This window comes from Burkholderia sp. WTPI3, assembly GCF_021483755.1.
In the GTDB taxonomy this organism is placed as follows: Bacteria; Pseudomonadota; Gammaproteobacteria; order Burkholderiales; family Burkholderiaceae; genus Burkholderia.
Genome location: NZ_JAGIXF010000008.1, coordinates 85,346 through 99,979, shown reverse-complemented (window position 1 = coordinate 99,979; position 14,634 = coordinate 85,346). Strand labels below are relative to the sequence as shown.

Sequence of the window (14,634 nt, the reverse complement as noted above, 5' to 3'; positions counted from 1 at the left end):
CCCGGGGCCGGCGGCGCGTGAAATTGACCGACTTCCGCAACCGATTACTGGTAGCTGATGGTGAACGTCATGCGCGCTTTCGCTGCCCCGGAAGTGAGCGTCTGGGCGGTCTGAATGAAGCGTGCGCTCAACGGAATCGAGAAGAAGCCGTTGCCCGTCGTCCCGGCATACCACTGGTTCACGTTGCCCGCCGACGACGAATCCGGCCCGTAGCCGAGCAGCGTCGAATCCTTGAAGACCTGGATGCCGAGCCCCTTGGCGGCCGAATCCGGCGCAAGCGACAGCGTGTTCGACCTGTTTGACGGATTCGCGTTGTCCGTCAATGTCATGAAAATCTTCGACTGGGTATTCTCGGTGCCACCCGAGCACGTCAGGTTGATCGCGAACGGCACGAGTTTCGATACCGAGCCAATGCCCTTGAAGTCCTTCGTCGGATAGGTGCCGAGATCTACGGTTTGCGCGCCCTCCGTTGCTGCCTTACAGGTCGGTGACTTGACTTCCACGTCACCGTCGAATCGATAGCTCGCGCCCTGGAAGTCATAAAGCTTCCATCGGGCGAATTCGCCATTCAGGCTACCTCTGCCGGTAATGGGTCCCGTCTTGATGAACTCGATATCCAGCTCCATCGTGGAAGTGTGCCCGACACTCCCCCCCCACTGGACCTGATAGAGTACAGGTTGTGAAAAAGAAGTCGGGAAATACCCTTGTATCACCGGTGCCGAGTGCTTCAACTTCATGCCGACACCTTCCTTCGGCGTCTGATACAAGAAATTGCCCAGATAAGGATAAGTGCCCTCGGTCGTCAGACTGTTGAGATAGGTATTGCAGGTGAGTATGACGAGGGAACGGGGCGTCATCTGAAACCGGGTTACCTTCGCCAGCACACCGCCCACCGGGACATTCGGATCGAACGCGGGCAATCTGCTCGCATCGTAGAAAAGATTCACCGGAACGCTCTCGCCCGGCGGCGCCGTGCACTTGACGGCGGCATGAGCAACCTGGGAAATCGGTAACGTCGCCAATATCGCGAAAAGCCATTTGAATTGTTTCATAGGAAGTCCCGTCGAATTCGGTATTGAGTGAAAAGCGTATATCGGCAACATCTGGCCGCATGCGCCGGGCCATCGAGGTCGATACCCGCGCTCGGCCCTCGGCTTGAAGCGCCACCACGACCCATTCAGCGTGCACTTGTGCCCTTATCCATGCGTTGCGCGATTGGCGTGGCCCGCACCGACGGCTCACCTGCTTCGGGCGCCACGCACTGGGTGTCGATACGTTGATACCCATCCGCCTTCGAACCGGCATCGCGTATCGGCAGTTGATAGGCGATATGGCACAGCGTATCGGGCGTGTCTCCCCACTTGACCGTGAGCTCGCCACTGTCCTGCAGGCCGCGAACGAAGATCTTGCTGGCCTGGCCGACGGCGCCGACCGGATTGCCGGCTGCATCGACCACGCTCGAGCCGAACGGCAGCGGCTCGCCATTCGGCCGCAGCGCATGAATCACCGCGGAGCGGCCCGTTTCCGTCTCGTACTTCAGCATCACGACCGAGCCCGCGCGAGGCGCGACCTGCTGGCTTGTCGTCTTCAGTTCGACGTCCGTGGACAGCCCCTTCGGGTCGATCTCGACCAAATTCATGCTGTACGGCGTCAGGTAAGGCACGACGGCGTAGCCGCGGCTGTCGAGCTTGACCCCCGACGCGTTGAGTACGCGCGCGCCGCCGGCGCCCTTCGCCTCGATGACGCCGATCGTTTCGGACAGCGGTTGAGACAGCGTGACGCCACCAGGGTGCGCGACGACGGCGCCGCGCACGCCGAACGAGCCTTGCGAGTTGCCGCTGCCCGACCCTGCGCTGGCCGACACGTCGGCCAGCCGGCCGCGGTACAGCATGTTCGCGCTGCCCGACGTATCGCTCGAACCGTCTCCCGAACTGTGATTCAGGTTCACGCCATACGACAGGTTTCGGTCGACGCCCAGCGAACCCGACAGCATCGAGCGCACCTGCGTGCGGCCATTCGTGTCGTGCGACACGCTGGAGCTCATGGTCATCGGATACTGTCGGCCCAGCGGGATCGTGACACTCGCGTAGTACAACGTGCTTTGCTGGCCAAGCGCTGATTGCTGGCGGGTGGCCTGCAGGCTCAGGCTGACGTTGCGGAACGTGTTGCTGTAGCCGACCGAATAGTTGATGTCCGAACCGCCGCGGTTCCAGTAATTCACAGTCGAGGCGGTCAGCGACAGGTTGCCGCCGCGTTCGCCGAGTTGCTGCCCGAACGTGATCTGCGCGCGATTGCGCGGGCGCACGACGCTCTCGATACCGGTCGTCCCACGATCGGCGGCATCGCGCGCCTGCATCGCGGCGCCCAGGTCGAAAAAGCCGCCGGTCGAATAGCGATAAGCGGCGATCGAGATATTGGAACCCGTTTGCGGAACGTTCTTCGAATAGCTGATTCGCGCGCTGCCGCCCGTCATTCGGCCGGCGCCCGGCACGGTCGTGATCGCTTGCGTATAGTCGACGCCGATCGCGCCGATTCCCGTCGTGAGTACGCCGCCGACCATCGCGGAACCGTAGCCCTGCGCGATCGTCGCGCCAACGTAGCCGGTCACCGCATTCGTAAAGCCGCGCTGCCACGTGCCCTGCGTGAACCACGGGTTGCCCGAGGTCATCGTATCGCGCAAGGTCCCCGCCGTGATGCTATAGCGGCTGATGCCCGGGCGCAGCGACAACGGCACCGATGCATACGGCACCTTGAACGAATGCACACTGCCGTCCGATTCCGTTACTTCGACCGTCAGGTCGCCGCCGTAGCCGGTTGCGTACAGGTCGTTGATCTCGAACGCGCCGGGTGCGACCGTCGTATCGTAAATGATCGCGCCGTTCTGCTTGATCGTCACTTTCGCGTTGCTGTTCGCGACGCCGCGCACGGTCGGCGCGTACCCGCGCAGCGAATCGGGAAGCATCCGGTCGTCGGTCGAGAGCCGCACGCCGCGGAAGCCGACCGAATCGAACAGTTCGCCCGTCGTATACGACTCTCCGGCGATGAGTTGCGACAAGAGCGCCGGCACGTCGCGTTGCAGATACGTGTTCAGGCTCTGGTACTGCGCGTTGCCCTGCGAACTCCAGCTGTACGAGCCGTTGTGCCGGAAGTGCCACGCGCCGAGATTCACGCCCGCGTTCAGGCCGAGGTAGCCCTGGGTCTGTGTACCCGCGCCGCGATTGTTGTACGCGTAGACGTTCGCGTCGTAACCGAGGAACCCCGCGTTGACACCATCGCTCCAGAACTCGCGGCTCACGTAGCCGCGCGGGTTGCGGGACAGTGACGCCTGCTGAATGCCGAGGTCGAGGCGCTGCTCGCCGAAGTCGAGCGCGATCGTCGCGCCATCGACGATCCGTTCGAGCGGCAGGCACGCGCCCGGCGCGGCCAGCGCCTCGGCCGTCTCCGGTGCGAGCTTCGCCAGATCGATACCGACGCGGGTCAGCAGCAGCTTGTCGAAACACGCGCGGGCGTCGCCGCTGCGCGTCGTCTCGGACGCCTTGAAAGGCACGTCCGCGCGGCCGATCCAATTGTCGTTCACGTAGATGTCGACGTTGTACGTGCCGGGCAACACCGAGTTGCCCTTCTCGAAACGCGACAGGTCGTTCGTGATGCTGCTGCCGGACGGGAAGAAGCCCTGGTCGAATTCGACTTGGGCAATCGTCAACGGTGCACTGCCGGACTCGACCTCCGATGCCGCGGCGTGGCAGGCAGCCAGCGCGGACAGAACGGCCGCATACAGCGGCCGGAGGCGCGGCCCCCCGTAACGCGGATCAGGTTTTACGGTCTTCGTCATGGTGTTACGTACCTCGTGGCTCGGCGTGCCCGGCGAACGGGCGTCAAGCTCCGCCGGAAGCGCGTGCGCGTTTCCGGAGTCAGGAGTCGATTCGGCGGAAAAGAAGGCCGCGTCGGCGCGGCCGCGGGAGGAGGCCCCGGCGCACCGCCGGGCGCTGTGAATCAGCGCTGAGCAGGTGCGGCAAGCGAGCGCTTGCCCGGCACGCCAGCGCCGTAGTCATTGATGAACAGGTAGTCGACTTCGGCGGTCGCGTCCGGCTGGCGCTCCAGCTTGTCGATCGGGAATGTCTCCGACGCGAGCGGCGGGATGTAGCCGGAGCCGGCACCATAAGTGGTGCCGCCGCTCTTCAGCTTGACCTCGCCGAGGTTGACGAAGTACGGCGTCGGGTTTTCGCCCTTGAGCGCATAACCGTGCCCGTCCTTGGCCTGCACCACGGACCATTTCACCTGCTCGGGGGCCTCGAGCGGTTCGCCGGACAGGCCCTTCGGGCGGAACATCACCTTGATCCGCGTGCGAAACGCGAGTTGCAGGCGGTTCTCGCCGGCTTCTTCGTCGGTCGCCTTCGGCGGCACTTCGAGCACGTTCAGCCAGAACAGCGTCTCCCGGTCCTGCGCAAGCGGTTCCTTCGTATAGATCAACCGCAGCGTCTGTCCCTTCTTTGCATCGAGACGGAACATCGTCGGCGTCAACGTGAACGGCACGTCGATCTTGTCGGGAGCAGCTTGCGCGTCGCCCTTGTCGAGCCAGGTCTGGACGAGCGCAGGCCGATCGCCTGCATTCGTCAGCTTGATCGTCACTTCGCGCTCGCTGGCGCGAAAGATCACGCGCGTGTTGTCGATCACGACGCTCGCGTGTGCGCCACCGGCTGCTGCACCCGAGCCCAGCAGCATCGCGCAAATCATGCTTCTCCACAATTTATTCATATGGACTCCTATATTTGATGAGGCATTCGTACCTTTCCTGAGAAGCCGTCTCGCATGGCAACGAAACGACTTGAGAGGGGGGCACGGAGCGACCGGCTACTTCCGCCGGCCGCCCAGTCAACTGCTTAGTTGTACGCGATCGTGTAGTTCACGCGCGACTTCGCTGCGCCGGCCGTCGCGCCGCCGAGCGATTGATACTGCGCGTAGAACTGCAGATCGGCCTTGCCGGCGCTGATGTTGACCTTGTCGACGTTCTGCGAGCCGTTCGTGCCGGCCGCGTTGATCTTGTCGTAGGTGCTGTTGAGCAGCGCGATCTGGACGTTCGTCGCACCACCCGTGTCGACCTTCAGGTTGCCCGTGGTCATGTCGACCGTCGGCCCCGGCTCCAGGTATGCGCTGACGACGCCCGTATTCGGCTGGCATTCGGTGAGTGCCAGCTTGAACGCCTGGCGGCCTGCCCACGAACCGGCCGTGGCCAGCGTGCTCGTCGAAACGGTCGGCAGCGTGACGGTGAAGTCCTTCTCGCCACCGTTGATCTTGCAGGTAGCCGACGTCAGCGCACCGGTGAATTCGATCAAGCCGTCGGCCGCGTGCGCAGCCGGTGCGAATGCGGCGATAGACGCAGCGGCTACCACCGTCGAGAGAATTGCTTTTTTCATTTCGATCATTACCGTAAAAGTTAAAGGTCATTTGAAATGTTCTGCGCCGTTTTACGGGTTAATTCTTCATTCCCGTCATGTGCAGCGACATCTCATGGCAAATTTTGCGGCAAATTACATCCAAATTACATTTGATGTAGTCCGAATATCACCCTGAATTAGATAGTACAAGTACTAAATACAAGCAATCGATCCAGGGATTTGCCGAAATGTCATGGAGCGTTAACATTTGAAGCGCCGTGCAGTCGGAAATTTCACGACTGCGTCGCTATTCCCCCCCTGCATGCGCGCCGAAAAATTGGCGCGTCGCGCCCGCAGCCGCGCCACAACGGATGCGGGGCCGGCCTCGGCACCTCCCGCCAGCGAGTATTTCCTCGGCAAGGTGCGACTTCACCCATACGCCATCGATATCAATTGTGCGGCGCCCCGAAGTACTGCGATGCCGAATTACCAGATATCGCGCCGATCATCGAATGCACGACAAATTCGAATTCGTCTCATTTCACCCCTCGCCGCAAAAAGATAAATTGCACCCATCCAATCTATATCGAGGTAAGGCAGATGAATTTGCGGTTTCCGTCATTCGACCGTCTGCGCCCCACCGAGCGCATCATCCGGTCCGCATTGCTTGCGGGCGCGGTCATCCCGCTACCGTCAGTGGCACAGGTGCCTGACGTCGGCGACCAGCAGCGCGCTGAGGGAATCGCGCTCGAAGTCTCACCGGGCGACTATTCGACACGCGGCAACAACAAGCCCGTATTCGTTGCCATCGATGGCGGCACGCTAACCACGGCGGGCAAGACCCGCCTGTTCTCGTTCGGCCACGGTTCGGCCGGCGCCGCCGCCGAAGGCCCCGGTTCCCGCATCGAGCTGCGCGATGCGGAAATCCGCACGCGCGGCATTTTCGCAACCGGTATCGACGCACGCCGGGGCGGCAGCGTGCTGGCATCGCATATCTCCGTCGACACAGACAACGACAGCGCACACGGTGCGTACGTGGATGGCGCCGGCAGCCGCATCGACCTCGCCGACAGCCTGATCGTCACGCGCGGACGCGAGGCTCACGGCATCGCCGTGCACTATGCGCCGGGCGCCGTCGTCAACGTCGATGCCACGCGAGTCCTCACGGGCGGCGAGTTCTCGTACGGCGCGTTCGTCAGCGACGACGGCACGCGTGCGACGTTCACGCGTACCGAGGTCCATACCACCGGCGATTACTCGTCGGCCCTGTTCATGCCCGGCGCATCCACGGCGACCTTCAACGGCGCTCGCCTGCAGACTGACGGCTTCGCCGCCCTCGGCGTGGACACGCGCAAGGGCAGCGTCGAGCTCACTAGTACGCAGGTGTTGACGCAGGGCCGCAGCGCACATGGTCTCTACGCGTCGAAGGAATACACCGAAACACCCGTCGTGCGGGCGACCGATACACATGTCGAGACGACCGGCGCCAAGGCGGTCGGCGCCATCGCACGACTCGGCGGCCGGATCGAACTCCGGCAGAGCAGCATCAGCACGCACGGCAATCAAGCCTATGCCGTCCTGTCGGGCGGCGCCGGCTCCATCGCGTCGCTGACCGATACCGTCGCCTTCACCACCGGAGAGGAGGCCAACGCACTCGACATCGGATACGGCGGCCGGGTCGACATGTGCGCTCGGATGTCCTCACGAAGGGGGAACGCGCGTGGGGAGCCAGCGTGCGCGGCGCCACGCTGAATGTCGACGGCGGCTCGCTCGTCAGCGAGCGGCACGGCGCGCTCGAAGCGTCCAACGCCACCCTCTCGCTGACCAATGGCGCTCGCGTGGCGGGCGGCAACGGCACGCTACTGTCGGTCATCGCACAGTCCGACGCGCCGGTCCGCCTCTCGCTCGACACCGGCTCCCGTGCCGAAGGCGACATCGTCAACCATCCGACCGACGACGGCAGCCCGACGCATGCCGTAACCGACGTCAAGCTCGCGAATGGGTCCGCGTGGACCGGCGCGACCGATGTCGTCCGCGCGCTGTCGCTGGACACGAACAGCCGCTGGGCCGTCACCGCCGATTCGACGGTCGGTTCCATCTCGCTGAACGATTCGACGATCGCATTCACCGATCCGGCTGCCGGCGCGCCGGCGACGCCGCGCACGCTGGTCGTGACGGGGGACTACGCCGCCCGCAACGGCAGGCTGGTCCTGCACACAACGCTGCAGGACGATGCATCGCCCACCGACCGGCTCGTGATCGACGGCGGCCATGTATCGGGCGACACCGGCATCGTCGTCAAGCGTTCCGGCGGTGACGGTGCGCCGACGACCATCGGCATTCCGCTCGTCGAAACCCGCAATGGCGGCACGACCGACGCGTCGGCCTTCACGCTCGACTCGGCGTCGGACGGCTACCGGAAAGGCTTCGGCACGTTGTCGGCCGGCGGCTACGACTACATGCTCAAACGCGGCGGCGACGGCGGGCAGAAGGAAGACTGGTATCTCGTCTCCGCAGCCAAACCCGTACCGCCGGAGCCACCCGGGCCGGTCGATCCCGATCCGTCGGTCAAGCCGGAGATCACGCCGCCGCCCCGCGCGGTCGCCCCCGAACCGGACGCCTATCTGGCCAACGCCGACGCGGCATCGACGATGGCGATCCATACGCTGCATCAACGTGAAGACCGCTCGTTGCGGACCGACGCCGTTGCTGCCGGCCCGCTCGACGGCGCGGTCTGGCTGCGCGCGGAGGGCCAGATGACGTCGATGTCGGGGGGCAGCCGCAGCGTGTCCGGCAACGGCCGCCTGGTTCATGCGGGCGCCGACCTGTTTCGCTTCAGCGACGGTCGCGGCGGCAGCGTACGCGTCGGCGCGATGGGCATGTACGGCAGCCAGACGAACTGGTCGACCCGGCCGCTGTGGAACGCGACCGAACAGCGCATGGCGAACGCCACCGCGCGCGGCAGCGTGTCCGGCTACAACGTCGGGGTATACGGCACGTGGTACGGCAGCCGCGACATCCTGTCCGGCCCGTACGTCGATGCGTGGTTCATGTATGGCGCATATGCGAACAGCGTCGGCGGCAGTCTGGCCGCCGATTCGTACCGGTCGCGCACCCTCACGGGCTCGCTCGAAACGGGCTATTCAATGCCGTTCTACGAGCGCGGCGACTCGCGCTTCTTCGTCGAACCCGAAGTGCAGTTCGTCGTATCCGACTACCACGCGGACGCACACGCCGCGCCGGGCGGCCGGATCGACGGTCAAGGCGCGACCGACGTGCTGACCCGCGTCGGCGTGCGGGTGCACGGCGTCACCGCGATGCCGCATGGGCGCGAGCTTCGACCGTTCGTCGAAGCGAACTGGTGGCATGGCCCGGGGTCGCGCGCGCTCACGCTCGACGGCAATGCGTTCTCGTTCAGCGTGCCGCGCGACCGGGCAGCCGTCCGGATCGGCGCAACCGGCCAGTTGAGCCGTCGCTTCTCGGTATCGGCGAGTGTCGGCGTGGAAGGCAATCTGTCCGACTACTCGGTCGTTCGGGGGCAGCTCTCGGCAAAATACCGCTGGTAGGCCAGGCAGGCAGACGGCGGAGCGCGAAATCCGCGCCCCGCCGAATTCCGCTATACTTTGCCGACTTGCCGCCTCGTTGGCGGCAGGTCGGAAGCGCGCCGATTTGCTGACTCGATTGCGGGCGCGCGAACCGGCCGGGGCCTTGATCTGTCCTTGTCCCGGCGGTTCACTACAAATGCGGCTAAAGAGGTCGTCAGCCGCGCACCTTCGACTCCGCGCATCGCCGACACCCGTTTAGCCGCCCAGTCATAAGGCGGAACGAATGGAATCGATCGGCATCGTCGCTCCACAGACCATGCACTTCGCCGAACCGCTGCGCTTGCAAAGCGGCAGCGCGCTCGGCAACTATCAGCTCGTCGTCGAGACGTACGGCGAGCTCAATGCCGCACGCTCGAACGCGGTGCTCGTCTGCCACGCGCTCAACGCGTCGCATCACGTCGCCGGCGTCTATGCGGACGATCCGCGCAGCACCGGCTGGTGGGACAACATGGTCGGCCCCGGCAAGCCGCTCGACACCAACCGTTTCTTCGTGATCGGCGTGAACAACCTCGGCTCGTGCTTCGGCTCGACCGGCCCGATGAGCATCGATCCGTCATCCGGCAAGCCTTACGGTGCGCGGTTCCCGGTGGTCACCGTCGAGGACTGGGTGCATGCGCAGGCGCGCGTCGCCGACGCATTCGGCATCGAGCGCTTCGCCGCGGTGATGGGCGGCAGCCTCGGCGGGATGCAGGCGCTCGCGTGGAGCCTGATGTATCCGGAGCGCGTCGCGCACTGCATCGACATCGCGTCGACGCCGAAGCTGTCCGCGCAGAACATCGCGTTCAACGAGGTCGCACGCTCGGCGATCCTGTCCGATCCCGACTTCCACGGCGGCGACTACTACGCGCACGGCGTGAAGCCGAAGCGCGGCCTGCGCGTCGCGCGGATGATCGGCCACATCACCTATCTGTCCGACGACGACATGGCCGAGAAATTCGGCCGCGCGCTGCGCCGCGCGGACGGCGCGCTCGACGCGTACAACTTCAGCTTCGACGTCGAGTTCGAGGTCGAGTCGTACCTGCGCTACCAGGGCGACAAGTTCGCCGACTACTTCGACGCGAACACATACCTGCTGATCACGCGCGCGCTCGACTATTTCGATCCGGCCAAGGCGTTCGACGGCAACCTGACCGCCGCGCTCGCGCAGACGCAGGCGAAATACCTGATCGCGAGCTTCTCGACCGACTGGCGCTTCGCGCCGGCCCGCTCGCGCGAGATCGTGAAGGCACTCCTCGACAACAAGCGCACGGTCAGCTACGCGGAAATCGACGCGCCGCACGGCCACGACGCGTTCCTGCTCGACGACGCGCGCTATCACAACCTGATCCGCGCGTATTACGAACGAATCGCCAACGAGGTGGGAGCATGAACCAGCAAGCGCTGAATTCCCTGTCCGCACGCGCGGACTTCCGCACGATCGCGCGCTGGGTCGAACCGCGTTCGACCGTGCTCGACCTCGGCTGCGGCGACGGCTCGCTGCTCGCACTGCTGATGGAGGAGCTGGACGTGACCGGCTACGGAATCGAGCTGAACGACGCTGGCGTGCTCGCGAGCGCCAAGAACGGCATCAACGTGATCCAGCAGAACCTGGAGGACGGCCTGCGCCTGTTCGAGGATCACAGCTTCGACATCGCGATCCTGTCGCAAACGCTGCAGACGATCCACCAGACGGCCGCGATCCTGCGCGAGACCGCACGCGTCGGCCGCGAATGCATCGTGTCGTTCCCGAACTTCGGCTACTGGCCGCACCGGCTGTCGGTGCTGCACGGCAGGATGCCCGTGTCGAAATCGCTGCCGTACCAGTGGCACAACACGCCGAACGTGCGCGTGCTGACGATCAAGGATTTCGAGGCGCTCGCGCCCGAAGTCGGCGTGACGATCCTCGACCGCGTCGTGCTGCACGAAGGTCAGCCGATTCGATGGGGAGCGAACTGGCGTGGTAGTCTTGCTGTCTACCGCGTCAAGCGCAGCTGAGCCGGGAGTCCGTTGACGGACGCCGGGCCCGGCCCGCGCCGCTCCCTCCGCCGCGCGCTGCCGCCGCAATCAGTCAACGCTACCCAGTTCCTGTCCATGTCGAAAACGCCACACGAGGCGCCCGCACTCACCGCTCACGAGGACCACCCCGGCTGGCGCGCCTATCTGAACACGCACATGCTGATCTGCGTGTTCCTCGGCTTTACGTCGGGGCTGCCGCTCTTCACGCTCGTCTACCTCGTGCAGGCATGGCTGCGCTCCGAGGGCGTGAACCTGAAGGAAATCGGCCTGTTCGCGCTGATCCAGTTCCCGTATACGTGGAAGTTCCTGTGGGCGCCACTGATGGACCGCTACATCCCGCGCCTGCCCGGCTGGCGGCCGGGCCGCCGGCGCGGCTGGATGCTGCTCACGCAGGTCCTGGTCGCCGGCGCGATCGCCACGCTCGGCTTCGTGTCGCCGCGCGATTCGATCTGGACGGTCGCCGCGCTCACGACGCTCGTCGCGTTCTTCGGCGCAAGTTCCGACATCGTGATCGACGCATACCGCCGCGAACTGCTGCGCGACACCGAGCAGGGCCTCGGCAACGCGGTGCACGTGAACGCGTACAAGCTCGCCGCGCTGATCCCCGGTTCGCTGGCGCTGATCCTGTCCGATCACATGCCGTGGGACGTCGTGTTCGCGATCACCGGCGCGTTCATGCTGCCGGGCATCCTGATGACGCTGCTGGTGCGCGAACCCGAAGTGATCGGCACGCCGCCGCGCAACCTGCGCGACGCGATCGTGCTGCCGTTCCGCGAATTCATCCAGCGTGACGGCTGGGCCGGCGCGCTGCTCGTCATCGCGTTCATCTTCCTGTTCAAGATCGGCGACACGATGGCGACCACGCTGTCGACGTCATTCTTCCTCGACATCGGCTTCACGCGCACCGAGATCGGCATCGTCGCGAAAACCACCGCGCTCGTCGCGAGCGTCGCCGGCGGCATCATCGGGGGCGTGTGGCTCGTGAAGATCGGGATCGGCCGCGGGCTGTGGATCTTCGGCTTGCTGCAGATGGTGTCGACGCTCGGCTTCGCATGGCTCGCGCAACTCGGCCCCGGCTCGCCGGTGCTCGCGGTGCTGTACGACTTCACGGTAGCGACGAGCCACGCGATCGCGGCCGGGCTGTCGGTGTTCGGCATCGCCGTCATGCCGCAATTCAGCCCGATGACGGTCGCGCTCGCGATCGTCTACGGCTTCGAAACCTTCACGACGGGCCTGACGATGGCCGCGTTCGTCGCGTATATCGCGAGCACGACCGATCCGCGCTACACGGCCACGCAGTTCGCGTTGTTTACGAGCCTCGCGTCGGTGCCGCGCACGCTCGCCTCGGCCGCGAGCGGTTTCATCGTCGCGAAGATCGGCTGGTTCGATTACTTCATCGTGTGCACCGCGCTCGCGATCCCCGGCATGCTGCTGCTGTTCAAGATCGCGCCGTGGAACGGTACCGCGCGCGACGGCGAGGCCAGCCGTGCGCAATGATCGACTGCACGACCTGGCACGCGTCGCCGCGTCGCTGAGCGTCGGCATCGCCGCACTCGCGGCGGGAAACGCGCATGCGGCCGACGCAAGCGCGACCTCGGCAGACTCTGCACCGGCCACCGTGCCGGCTTCGCCGTCCACGCCGGCGGCGCCCGTTACACCGTCCGCGGCCGAAGCCGCGCAACCAACCGGTGCGGCCGCGTCCACGAAAGCCTATACGCCGACCCCGCAGCAAGTTCGCTACGGCAACGCGATCGCGTTCCGCACGCTGATCCCGTCAACGCTGCTCGAACAGCTCACCGCGACCGAATACACGCAAATCGTGCAAGCGGCCGCCGACAGCGGTCGCCTCCTGCCCGCGAACCAGCCGCGCGTGAAACGCCTGCGCGCGATCGTCACGAAGCTCGCGCCGTATTCGGTGAAGTGGAACGATCGCGTGAAGAACTGGGCGTGGGAGGTCAATGCGATCCGCTCGCGCGACATCCGCCTCACCTGCCTGCCGGGCGGCAAGATCCTCGTGTACGGCGGGATGCTCGACCGCGTGCGCCTGAACGACGACGAATTAGGCGTGCTGCTCGCGCATGGCATCGCGCACGCGCTGCGCGAACACGCGCGCAGCAATTTCAGCACGACGTCGCAAACCTCGCTGCGCGCGGCCGCACTGCCGCCGCTGTTCGGCGTCGGCGATCCGCTGCCGCAGGCGCTGAACCTCGGCGCACGCCTGCAGACGCTGCGCTACGACCCGACCGACGAAACCGAAGCCGACGTGATCGGCGGCGACATCGCCGCACGCGCGGGTTTCGATCCGCGCGCGGCAATCACGCTGTGGGACAAGCTCGCGGCGGCGACGCGCGCGGACAAGGCGACGGGCTTCATCTACCTGCACCCGTACAGCGCCACGCGGCGGCAGGATCTGCTGAACCGCCTGCCCGACCTGATGCCGCTATACGCGAAAGCGGTCGGCAAACGCGTCGACACGCTGCCCGACTATGCGGGCATCAGCGCGCAGCGGCGCAAGGTCGTGCGGCGCTGAGCGCCGCATCCGGCGACCGTGACTACGCGCGGACGACCGATTCGAACGGCCGGCTTCCGGCGCCGCTTTCGCGCATCGCACGCACTTCGTCACCCGGGCTGCGGCCGAACAGCCGCTTGAACTCGCGGCTGAACTGCGATGCGCTCGCATAGCCGACCCGCGCGGCGGCAGCCCCCGCCCCGACGCCGTCCTGCACCATCATCAACCGCGCCTGGTGCAGGCGTGCGGCCTTCACATATTGCATCGGCGATGTCGCGGTCACATGCTTGAACTGCGCGTGGAACACCGCGAGGCTCATGCCGGCCTCGCGCGCAAGCGTCTCGACGTCGAGATCGGCCGTCAGGTCCGCATGGATGCGTCGCAGCGCCTTCGCGATGCGGCCGAAATGATGCTGCTGAACGAGCGCCGCGCGAATCGCGTCGCCCTGCGCGCCGGTCAGCACGCGATACGCGATCTCGCGCATGATCGCCGGCCCGAGCACGCACGTGTCGTGCGGCGACGCGAGCGCTTCGAGGAGGCGCACCACCGCGTCGGCAAGCGGCGCATCGAGCGGTGTCGAGTAGAGGCCGTGCGGCTCGCTGACCGCGGCGCCGAGCGTCTCGTCGAGCAGGATCGCGAGTTCGGCGATCACCGCGAGATCGACGCGGATCGAGATCGCGAGAAACGGCTCGTCCATGCTCGCGAAGGTTTCGCATTCGAACGGCAACGGCACCGACAGCACGAGATACTGCTGCGCGTCGTAGACGAACGAACGCTCGCCGAGATAGCCGAGCTTGCGGCCCTGGCACACGACGATGATGCTCGGTTCGTACAGCACCGGCATGCGCGGCACCGGCCGGCTCACGCGGATGAAGCGCACGCCGTCGAGCGCCGCCAGCGTGTCGCCCTCGTTCGGTGCGAGACGCGCATGCAGCTCGATCATGCGGCGCCGCACGCGGTCGCCCGAGTCGTCGAAAAGGGGCTGGAAGCTCATCGGCGTCGTCCTGTCCTGCAAGAGAATCTGGCTCGCAATGTAGCACCCTGAAAGCGTTTTGACGGCCGTTCGCGTGCAATTCGAGAGGAATAGGCAAATCTTCGAGACCTTCGTGTATTTCGCGCCGGCCGCGCGCTGCTTACGATGGGCACCTGT

The 14,634-nt window shown here is 65.4% G+C and carries 11 protein-coding genes; 6 read left to right on the top strand and 5 right to left on the bottom strand.

Going from position 1 to position 14,634, the window contains the following annotated elements:
- Positions 1 to 44 precede the first annotated feature (44 nt).
- The 4 genes from J7024_RS06950 to J7024_RS06935 form a co-directional block, all read right to left on the bottom strand.
- Positions 45 to 1,052, bottom strand: coding sequence for a fimbrial protein (locus tag J7024_RS06950; protein ID WP_175751049.1), 1,008 nt, complete (start codon positions 1,050 to 1,052; stop codon positions 45 to 47).
- Between the two features lie 125 nt (positions 1,053 to 1,177).
- Entirely contained in the window at positions 1,178 to 3,832 is a 2,655-nt protein-coding gene (locus J7024_RS06945; RefSeq protein WP_124828181.1) for a fimbria/pilus outer membrane usher protein, read from the bottom strand.
- A 161-nt stretch (positions 3,833 to 3,993) separates the two neighbouring features.
- Positions 3,994 to 4,755 carry a fimbria/pilus periplasmic chaperone gene (locus J7024_RS06940; protein WP_124828182.1) on the bottom strand — a complete coding sequence of 254 codons (762 nt, stop codon included), beginning with the start codon at positions 4,753 to 4,755 and terminating at the stop codon, positions 3,994 to 3,996.
- A 125-nt stretch (positions 4,756 to 4,880) separates the two neighbouring features.
- Entirely contained in the window at positions 4,881 to 5,414 is a 534-nt protein-coding gene (locus J7024_RS06935; protein WP_124828183.1) for a fimbrial protein, read from the bottom strand.
- A gap of 414 nt (positions 5,415 to 5,828) precedes the next feature.
- On the opposite strand from J7024_RS06935, the gene J7024_RS06930 reads away from it, so the two are divergent.
- The 6 genes from J7024_RS06930 to J7024_RS06905 all read left to right on the top strand — a co-directional run bounded on the left by J7024_RS06930 (position 5,829) and on the right by J7024_RS06905 (position 13,505).
- On the top strand, positions 5,829 to 7,127 hold the full coding sequence (locus J7024_RS06930; RefSeq protein WP_234744933.1) for a hypothetical protein: 1,299 nt from the start codon (positions 5,829 to 5,831) through the stop codon (positions 7,125 to 7,127).
- Positions 7,109 to 8,941 carry an autotransporter family protein gene (locus J7024_RS06925; protein ID WP_234744931.1) on the top strand — a complete coding sequence of 611 codons (1,833 nt, stop codon included), beginning with the start codon at positions 7,109 to 7,111 and terminating at the stop codon, positions 8,939 to 8,941. The genes J7024_RS06930 and J7024_RS06925 overlap by 19 nt, the downstream gene beginning before the upstream one ends.
- Positions 8,942 to 9,203: 262 nt before the next feature.
- Entirely contained in the window at positions 9,204 to 10,349 is a 1,146-nt protein-coding gene (metX, locus tag J7024_RS06920) for a homoserine O-succinyltransferase MetX (protein WP_124828185.1), read from the top strand.
- The gene (gene metW / locus J7024_RS06915) at positions 10,346 to 10,954 is read left to right on the top strand and encodes a methionine biosynthesis protein MetW (protein WP_034179337.1); all 609 of its coding nucleotides are present in this window, start codon (positions 10,346 to 10,348) and stop codon (positions 10,952 to 10,954) included. The genes metX and metW overlap by 4 nt, the downstream gene beginning before the upstream one ends.
- Positions 10,955 to 11,050: 96 nt before the next feature.
- Complete coding sequence (locus J7024_RS06910) at positions 11,051 to 12,472, top strand: AmpG family muropeptide MFS transporter (RefSeq protein WP_124828186.1); 1,422 nt, start codon at positions 11,051 to 11,053, stop codon at positions 12,470 to 12,472.
- Positions 12,462 to 13,505, top strand: coding sequence for a M48 family metallopeptidase (locus tag J7024_RS06905; protein WP_175751051.1), 1,044 nt, complete (start codon positions 12,462 to 12,464; stop codon positions 13,503 to 13,505). The genes J7024_RS06910 and J7024_RS06905 overlap by 11 nt, the downstream gene beginning before the upstream one ends.
- A gap of 22 nt (positions 13,506 to 13,527) precedes the next feature.
- Here the strand turns inward: J7024_RS06905 and J7024_RS06900 are convergent, their stop codons facing one another.
- The gene (locus J7024_RS06900) at positions 13,528 to 14,478 is read right to left on the bottom strand and encodes an AraC family transcriptional regulator (protein WP_124828188.1); all 951 of its coding nucleotides are present in this window, start codon (positions 14,476 to 14,478) and stop codon (positions 13,528 to 13,530) included.
- Positions 14,479 to 14,634 lie beyond the last annotated feature (156 nt).

What these genes read in the sequence shown, in the direction of transcription:
- J7024_RS06950 (WP_175751049.1), bottom strand. Translation starts at nt 1,052, where the DNA reads ATGAAACAATTCAAATGGCTTTTCGCGATATTGGCGACGTTACCGATT.
- J7024_RS06945 (WP_124828181.1), bottom strand. Translation starts at nt 3,832, where the DNA reads ATGACGAAGACCGTAAAACCTGATCCGCGTTACGGGGGGCCGCGCCTC.
- J7024_RS06940 (WP_124828182.1), bottom strand. Translation starts at nt 4,755, where the DNA reads ATGAATAAATTGTGGAGAAGCATGATTTGCGCGATGCTGCTGGGCTCG.
- J7024_RS06935 (WP_124828183.1), bottom strand. Translation starts at nt 5,414, where the DNA reads ATGAAAAAAGCAATTCTCTCGACGGTGGTAGCCGCTGCGTCTATCGCC.
- metX (WP_124828185.1), top strand. Translation starts at nt 9,204, where the DNA reads ATGGAATCGATCGGCATCGTCGCTCCACAGACCATGCACTTCGCCGAA.
- metW (WP_034179337.1), top strand. Translation starts at nt 10,346, where the DNA reads ATGAACCAGCAAGCGCTGAATTCCCTGTCCGCACGCGCGGACTTCCGC.
- J7024_RS06910 (WP_124828186.1), top strand. Translation starts at nt 11,051, where the DNA reads ATGTCGAAAACGCCACACGAGGCGCCCGCACTCACCGCTCACGAGGAC.
- J7024_RS06900 (WP_124828188.1), bottom strand. Translation starts at nt 14,478, where the DNA reads ATGAGCTTCCAGCCCCTTTTCGACGACTCGGGCGACCGCGTGCGGCGC.